The following is a 7024-nucleotide window of genomic DNA, read 5'->3' as shown; positions in this document are numbered from 1 at the left end:
GGGCGCGGCGTCGCTGCGCAGGCTGCCGGCGTCGGCTTGCAGCGGCGGTGCCGCCTGACGCGACTTGAGGTCGGCGATCTCGCGCTTGAGCTTTTCGATTTCATTGGTCTTGTCGCGGCTCTCGCTCTTCAGGCGTGCGGTGTCGGCGTCCGTACCTTGCGGCGCATCGGTCGCATCCGGCTTGGTCTTGGTGGAGCCGCTCTGAACCTGGACCGCCCCCTTGGAGACCATTTTGCTGACACGAATCTCCGCCAGCTTCTGCGAGTAATAGAAGAGCGTCACGACAAACACCACGACCACGAAAATCATGACCAGGACGACGTTGGACAACGCATCCACGAACCCCGGCCAGAAATTCTGTTCCTTGCTTCCCGCATCCATCGCGTCCCCAGCCTTCCCTATTTGCCGTTGCGCGACTGGTCATTCAACCGGTCGGGCGATTTGTTGTCAGGCGGCGTCCACGCGCGCCCGGTGTTGCGCAATATCTGATAACTGATATCGGCCTGTTGAAACAAGAGCAATGCAAAATCCATGCGCGTCTGGTACGCCTGCTGATAGGCATCGAGTACGTCGAGCAGCTGCTTGCTGCCGGTCGACAATTGCTCGAGGAAGACGTCGGCGACGTTGGCGTTGTTCACATAGATGTCGCGCGAAATATTCATGCGCTTCTTGACCGCCTCAAGCGTGCGGTAGTTGATCTCGACCTGCTCCTTGAGCTTGCGTTCGAGGTCGGAGGCCGTATTGCTTTTTTCCACCAGTTTGGCGCCGATCTGGCGCTGGTAGTACGCGTCCGAGCCGCCGTTGAGCAGATTCATGGTCATCACCAGCATCAGGCGACGATCAGTCACCAGCGTCTGGTCGCGCGATGTCGGCGGCACTTTCGGCATCATGCGGTCGGGCACCTGCACCTGCCGGACACGCCGGCCGATCAATTGGGTCAGCGTCACCAAGGTGCTGTCCAGGGTGCCTTCACTATCGAGAATGGCGGAGTCGGCCTGCAGCGAGCGGCCGCGCACACGGTCGTAATCGATCTTGCTGGCGCCGCCGCCTTCCACGCGCTTGCCCATGTAATCCAGCAAGTCTTTCATGCGCTGCGCGTAGCTGCGCGAGAACGACAAGGAGGCATAGGCGCGCAACACGTCGTAATAGGCTTTGATGGCGGAGTAATACAGCGACTCGCGCGCATCGTCGCGGCGCTGGTCGGCGGCGCGCGACATGGCGCGCTGCTTCTGGAAGTCGAAATAGGAACCCGGCGCGAAAATCGGCTGGCGGCCGATCAGCGTGGCATCCCAGCGCTTGTGCTGGTCGGCCTGGACGATATTGCCGTTGTCGTCGCGGAACGAGGCCGGCGAAGAATATTCGCGCCCTTTCTGCGTACGCACGTCGAGGGTCGGCCCCAGTTGCCCAAGCGCTGCCTTGGCGGCGTAGTCGGCCTGGTCGGCCTGGGCCGATGTGGCAGCGTAGCTGTAACTGTTGTCGAGCGCGAGATCGATTACCTGATCCAGGGTCAGGAAAGGCACCTGTTCCTCACCGACGGTTTCCGAGGTGATATAGGGCAAGTCGATGGCGCTGCCGGTAAAAGCGGGATCGGACTGACGCAGCAGCGCCAGGATTTCATCATTGGACGCCGCAGCAGCCTCGGTTTTTGTTGCGGCATCGGCGACGGCGGTGGAAGCGGCAGAAGTGGCAGAAGCGCCGACGCTAACAGCCTGCCCGGGCGTGACATCTTCATCGCGCACAGGAATTACTCGCATTTGAGGCGGCATGTCCAGGGCGGCCGCAACCAGTTTTGCCTGCGCGAGCGGCGGCATTCCGGATTTTAAATTTCCGGAGAGAAATTTTCCACTGGAAAGCGCAGGCAATGTAACGACGTCCGATGCTGCAAACACGTCCGACATGATCGATAAGAACAGCGCACCAAAGACTAACGTCTTGTTTCTATATGTCATTATTAGATACAACAGATCAATCCGGAGATTGACCCCCTCCCATCATACGAATGAAATTCAACGAGCCTGAAACTTGACCAACTTCAATCGTCCCCGGAAATGCCATATCTTTTTATTTTGATTTTGGTGGGACCTTTTATTATTGCTGCCGCATTATACGTTAGACAACACTAAGAATCTGCTCGCATTAAAATCGCATAATTAACAATGAGTTGTCGTCAAATAACCGGATTGTCGACAACCCCATGCGCCCCATTTGATGATGTCCCAGCGCAGCCGGCATTGTCCTGATCAAATATTGTGTGCGTGTGACATTCACAGCAATTGGCATGCCAACATCATTCCCGCACGGGAAATTTTTCTCCGGCGCCATTGAAATTCGCCCAAGCAACCGCATTCTCCTTAAAATACGCGGTCGCTACACTCAGGCGCTCCTTCTCCCTGAGATGCAGCGGAACTCTTTTTGCAGTCGAAACTCCTTTTTTCAATTCATGAGGTAAGTACACATGGCAGCACCCGAGAAGCAAACCCTGGGCTTCCAGGCCGAAGTCAAACAACTGTTGCAGTTGATGATTCACTCCTTGTATTCGAACAAGGAAATCTTCCTGCGCGAACTGATCTCCAACGCGTCCGATGCCTCCGACAAGCTGCGCTTCGAAGCCATCAACAACAGCGCACTGTTCGAAAACGATCCGGAACTGAAGATCACCGTCGCCTTCGACAAGGCCGCGCGCACGATCACCATTTCCGACAATGGCATCGGCATGAACCGCGAGGAAGCGATCTCCCACCTGGGTACGATCGCCAAGTCCGGCACCAAGGAATTTTTCTCGAAACTGTCGGGCGACCAGCAAAAGGATGCAGCGCTGATCGGCCAGTTCGGCGTCGGCTTCTACTCCGGCTTCATCGTCGCCGACCGCATCACGGTCGAAACCCGTCGCGCCGGCACGCCGGCCAATGAGGGCGTGCGCTGGGAATCCGAAGGCGCCGGCGAGTTCTCGATCGAAGCGATCGACAAGCCGGGCCGCGGCAGCGACGTGATCCTGCATCTGCGCGAGGGCGAAGACGAGTTCCTGTCGTCGTGGCAGTTGAAGAACATCATCCGTAAATACTCCGACCACATCTCCCTGCCGATCCTGATGCAGAAGGAAGAATGGGACGAAGAGAAGAAGGAAACCGTTGCCAAGGACGAGCTCGAAACCGTCAACCAGGCCAGCGCCCTGTGGACGCGCAGCAAGTCCGACATCACGCCGGAACAGTACGAAGAGTTCTACAAGCACATCTCGCACGACTTCGGCGCGCCGCTGGCTTACACGCATAATCGCGTCGAAGGCCGCAGCGAATATACGCAGTTGCTGTACATCCCGGCCCGCGCGCCGTTCGACATGTGGGATCGCAACAAGCGCGGCGGCATCAAGCTGTACGTCAAGCGCGTCTTCATCATGGACGATGCCGAGCAACTGATGCCGGTGTACCTGCGCTTCGTCAAGGGCGTGATTGATTCGGCCGATCTCCCGCTGAATGTGTCGCGCGAAATCCTGCAAGAGTCGCGCGACGTCAAGGCCATCCGCGAAGGTTCGACAAAGCGCGTGCTGAGCTTGCTGGAAGAACTGGCAAACAGCGACGAGCAGGAACAGAAGGACAAGTACGCCGGCTTCTGGACCGAGTTCGGCCAGGTGCTGAAAGAAGGCATCGGCGAAGACGCGGCCAACAAGGAACGCATCGCCAAGCTGCTGCGCTTCGCATCGACGCACAACGATTCCGACGCGCAGACCACGTCGTTTGCCGATTACGTCGGGCGCATGAAGGAAGGCCAGGACAAGATTTATTACGTCACCGGCGAGAACTACCACGCGGCAAAGAACAGCCCGCATCTGGAAATCTTCCGCAAGAAAGGCGTGGAAGTCCTGTTGCTGACCGATCGCGTCGACGAATGGATGCTGTCGTTCCTGCAGGACTTCGACGGCAAGGAACTGGCCTCGGTGGCCAAGGGCGGCCTCGATCTCGGTTCGCTGGAAAACGAAGCCGAGAAGAAGCAGCACGAAGAAACCGAAACCCAGTTCAAGGACCTCGTCGAAAAGATGAAGACCTCGCTGGGCGACAAGGCCAAGGATGTGCGCGTGACGTTCCGCCTGACCGATTCGCCGGCCTGCCTGGTGGCGGACGAAAACGAATTGTCGGGCAACTTGCTGCGCATGCTCAAGGCCGCCGGGCAGGACACGCCGGAAGCCAAGCCGATTCTGGAAATCAATCCGGAACATCCGCTGGTGCAGCGCCTGAAGTATGAAGACGCCAAGTTCGACGACTGGTCGCACATCCTGTTCGACCAGGCCTTGCTGGCCGAAGGCGGCGCGCTGACGGATCCGTCCGGCTTCGTCAAACGCCTCAACGACATGCTGCTGGGCATGGCTTCAAAGTAAGAAGATTCCTGCAGTCTTCTCAACGGCGGCCTTGCGGTCGCCGTTGTCGCTTCCGGCGCGGTTTTCCGTTACAGTAAAGCTCGCCATCGGCCTTCGCATCGATCCTCATGGAATTCAACTTCATCAATCCGCGCAAAAACGCGCTGGTCTACCTCATCAAGATCCTCTCCGGCTCGCTGATCCTGTGGTACGGATTGCGCGCCTGCGGCTTGCCGGAACCTTACTGGGCGATGATTTCGCTGATCATCGTGACCGAACCGGACATGACCGTGGCCAAGGCGAATTTCCGTGCGCGCCTGATCAACACCATCTCGGGCGCCATCATCGCCTGCCTGTGCCTGGTGATCTTCGGCGCCACGTTCCTGTCGATGCTGATCGCCCTGACCAGCGCGGTGCTGGTGGCCATGCTATGGCAGAACTATCCGAGCAACTGGCGACTGGGACCGGCCACGGTGGTGATCCTGATGTCGGCGGCATTTGCCGGCGGCGGCTTGCACGAGGAACTGCACCTGGCGCTGCTGCGCGTATCGGAAGTGATTGCCGGCAGCACCGTCGCGCTCTTGCAGACCGTGGTCTACATCGGCTTCGTCAATCGCCTGCGCCATGGCGACTGAACTGCGCCACTCGCGCATCCTGTTGCGCCCCTGGCGCGCGGAAGACGCCGCAGCCTGCGCGGCGATGACAGCCGACCCCGAGGTGATGCGCTATTTCCCGTCCGTCCTGAGTCCGGCCGACAACGCGCTGCTGGTCAAACGCATCGACGAACATTTCAATGAACACGGCTACGGTTTGTGGGTGCTGGAAGTTCCCGGCGAGCTGGAGTTCGCCGGCTTTGTCGGCCTGCTGCGCGTGGCGTTCGAGGCGCACTTCACGCCGGCTGTGGAGATCGGCTGGCGCCTGGTGCCTGCTGCATGGGGCAAAGGCTACGCCACCGAGGCCGCACAGGCGGTACTGCGCCACGCCTTCAATGTGCTCGGCATGAAAGAGATCGTGTCCTTCACCGCGGCCGGCAACAAGCGCTCGCAGGCGGTCATGCGCCGCCTCGGCATGTACACGCGCGCGGAAGATAACTTCGAACACCCGCGCCTGCCGACCGGCCATGCGCTCAGCGTGCACGTGCTATACCGGCTGCGGCGTGAACAGTGGCTGCTGCAAGCAGCTTACGACGGCTTCGAACAGCCGCTTCCCGTACGTTCATGAGGTTCATCAGGTCCATAAAAAAACCGCTGCGTCCGACCTGATGGCGGAACACAGCGGTTCGTATGGCGAATAATCCTGCCTGGTACGTATCTAATGCGTGGTCAGTGCGTAGTCAGTGCATCTTCAGTGAGTTACGCGCGTCGTGCGGCCCGACGACAACAGACGCACGCGCTCGCCGACGCGGAACAGTTCATCCGCATCCTGGGTGATGGCGCGCAGTTCGCCGTTGTCCAGGCGCACGGTGATTTCCAGGCCCGGCTTGTTGGCCAGGCTGGCTTCCGCGCGGTTGCCGGCGACGCCGCCGATCAGGGCGCCGACAATGCCTGCCGCCAGCGCACCGTTGCCGCTGCCGATGGAGGAACCGGCTGCAATGCCGCCCAACGCGCCGCCGGCGACCGTGCCGACGCCGGTAGCGCCCTTGTCGATGGTGACGTTGCGGACGGACTCGACCACGCCCATGCGCACCGTCTGTTCACCTTGCGCCTGGCGCGTGTTATACACGCTGGCGGAATTCGGGGTAACGGCGCAGCCTGCGGCGAGCGTGCTGATGGCGGCGATTAAAAGCAATTTCTTCATACAAGACTCCAACGGAAAGTTTGCCCGGTCATGGGAACAGTGGGCGGCGTTCATGCTGCATGCCATATTCTGAGCACTTCAGGCATAGCAAACAATTCTTGGCATTTTAATACAGACCGCTTCTTGACCGGCTTTCCACGCTTTCGTTCATTTCTTCAGCGGTTCTTCATATCGGATGCTGAAGCGAACAAGGGGCATCGACAAGTGTCCATGAAACTCAGCGGCCGCCCGAAACGTCGATGAAGGTGCCGGTCGCATACGATGCTTCGTCCGACAGCAGCCACAGGACCGCATTGGCGACTTCTTCGGCGCTGCCGCCGCGCTTCATCGGCACGGCGTCCTTGAGGCGGTCGACGCGCCCTGCCTCGCCGCCGCTGGCGTGGATGTCGGTATAGATCAGCCCGGGGCGGATGGCGTTGACGCGGATGCCTTCGGCGGCGACTTCCTTGGCCAGGCCGATGGTGAAGGCGTCGATCGCCCCCTTCGAGGCGGCGTAGTCGACATATTCGCCGGGACCGCCCAGCCTGGCGGCCATCGACGACAGGTTGACGATGGCGCCGCCCTTGCCGCCGTGCCTGGTCGACATGCGACGCACCGCTTCACGCGCGCACAGCAGGCTGCCGGTGACATTGGTCAGCAGCACGCGGTTGATGCGGTCTGCGCTCAGTTCGTCGAAGCGGGACTGGTGCTCCAGGATGCCGGCGTTATTGACCAGCGCGGCGAGCGTGCCGAGCTCCTTGTCGACGGTCTGAAAGAGATGCAGGATATCGGCCTCCACCGCCACGTCCGATTTCACGGCGATCGCACGGCCACCGGCCTTCACGATGCCCTCCACCACGGCGTCGGCCGCAGCGCGGTTCGATACATAGCTGATGGCGA

At 60.0% G+C, this 7024-nt stretch carries 6 protein-coding genes and 1 pseudogene; 3 read left to right on the top strand and 4 right to left on the bottom strand.

The genetic code is table 11. The features are described from left to right. Both HLUSI_RS0107310 and HLUSI_RS27430 read right to left on the bottom strand, forming a co-directional pair. A pseudogene (locus tag HLUSI_RS0107310) lies at positions 1 to 381 on the bottom strand (OmpA family protein); the annotation flags it as partial. Between the two features lie 17 nt (positions 382 to 398). Then, complete coding sequence (locus HLUSI_RS27430; protein ID WP_016833357.1) at positions 399 to 1811, bottom strand: TolC family protein; 1413 nt, start codon at positions 1809 to 1811, stop codon at positions 399 to 401. 644 nt (positions 1812 to 2455) lie between these two features. Here HLUSI_RS27430 and htpG point away from each other — a divergent pair. The 3 genes from htpG to HLUSI_RS0107290 all read left to right on the top strand — a co-directional run bounded on the left by htpG (position 2456) and on the right by HLUSI_RS0107290 (position 5569). After that, the gene (gene htpG / locus HLUSI_RS0107300; RefSeq protein WP_016833356.1) at positions 2456 to 4369 is read left to right on the top strand and encodes a molecular chaperone HtpG; all 1914 of its coding nucleotides are present in this window, start codon (positions 2456 to 2458) and stop codon (positions 4367 to 4369) included. A 107-nt stretch (positions 4370 to 4476) separates the two neighbouring features. Beyond that, a complete protein-coding gene (locus tag HLUSI_RS0107295) occupies positions 4477 to 4983 on the top strand; it encodes an FUSC family protein (protein ID WP_016833355.1) in 507 nt (168 codons plus the stop codon). Beyond that, positions 4973 to 5569 (top strand): GNAT family N-acetyltransferase, encoded by a 597-nt coding sequence (locus HLUSI_RS0107290; RefSeq protein WP_016833354.1) that lies wholly within the window; start codon positions 4973 to 4975, stop codon positions 5567 to 5569. Before HLUSI_RS0107295 ends, HLUSI_RS0107290 begins: the two co-directional genes overlap by 11 nt. Before the next feature lie 123 nt (positions 5570 to 5692). Here HLUSI_RS0107290 and HLUSI_RS0107285 read toward each other — a convergent pair whose 3' ends face one another. Continuing rightward, positions 5693 to 6145, bottom strand: coding sequence for an outer membrane lipoprotein (locus tag HLUSI_RS0107285; protein WP_016833353.1), 453 nt, complete (start codon positions 6143 to 6145; stop codon positions 5693 to 5695). Between the two features lie 217 nt (positions 6146 to 6362). Then, on the bottom strand, positions 6363 to 7024 hold a 662-nt coding region (locus HLUSI_RS0107280; protein WP_016833352.1), incomplete at its 5' end, for an SDR family oxidoreductase.

The organism is Herbaspirillum lusitanum P6-12 (assembly GCF_000256565.1).
Lineage (GTDB): Bacteria > Pseudomonadota > Gammaproteobacteria > Burkholderiales > Burkholderiaceae_D > Herbaspirillum > Herbaspirillum lusitanum.
This window is presented reverse-complemented; position numbering and strand designations above follow the sequence as displayed.

Bases quoted from the DNA above. Each gene is read 5' to 3' on its own strand.
- HLUSI_RS0107290 (WP_016833354.1), top strand. From the start codon at position 4,973: ATGGCGACTGAACTGCGCCACTCGCGCATCCTGTTGCGCCCCTGGCGC.
- HLUSI_RS0107285 (WP_016833353.1), bottom strand. From the start codon at position 6,145: ATGAAGAAATTGCTTTTAATCGCCGCCATCAGCACGCTCGCCGCAGGC.
- htpG (WP_016833356.1), top strand. From the start codon at position 2,456: ATGGCAGCACCCGAGAAGCAAACCCTGGGCTTCCAGGCCGAAGTCAAA.
- HLUSI_RS0107295 (WP_016833355.1), top strand. From the start codon at position 4,477: ATGGAATTCAACTTCATCAATCCGCGCAAAAACGCGCTGGTCTACCTC.
- HLUSI_RS27430 (WP_016833357.1), bottom strand. From the start codon at position 1,811: ATGCCGCCGCTCGCGCAGGCAAAACTGGTTGCGGCCGCCCTGGACATG.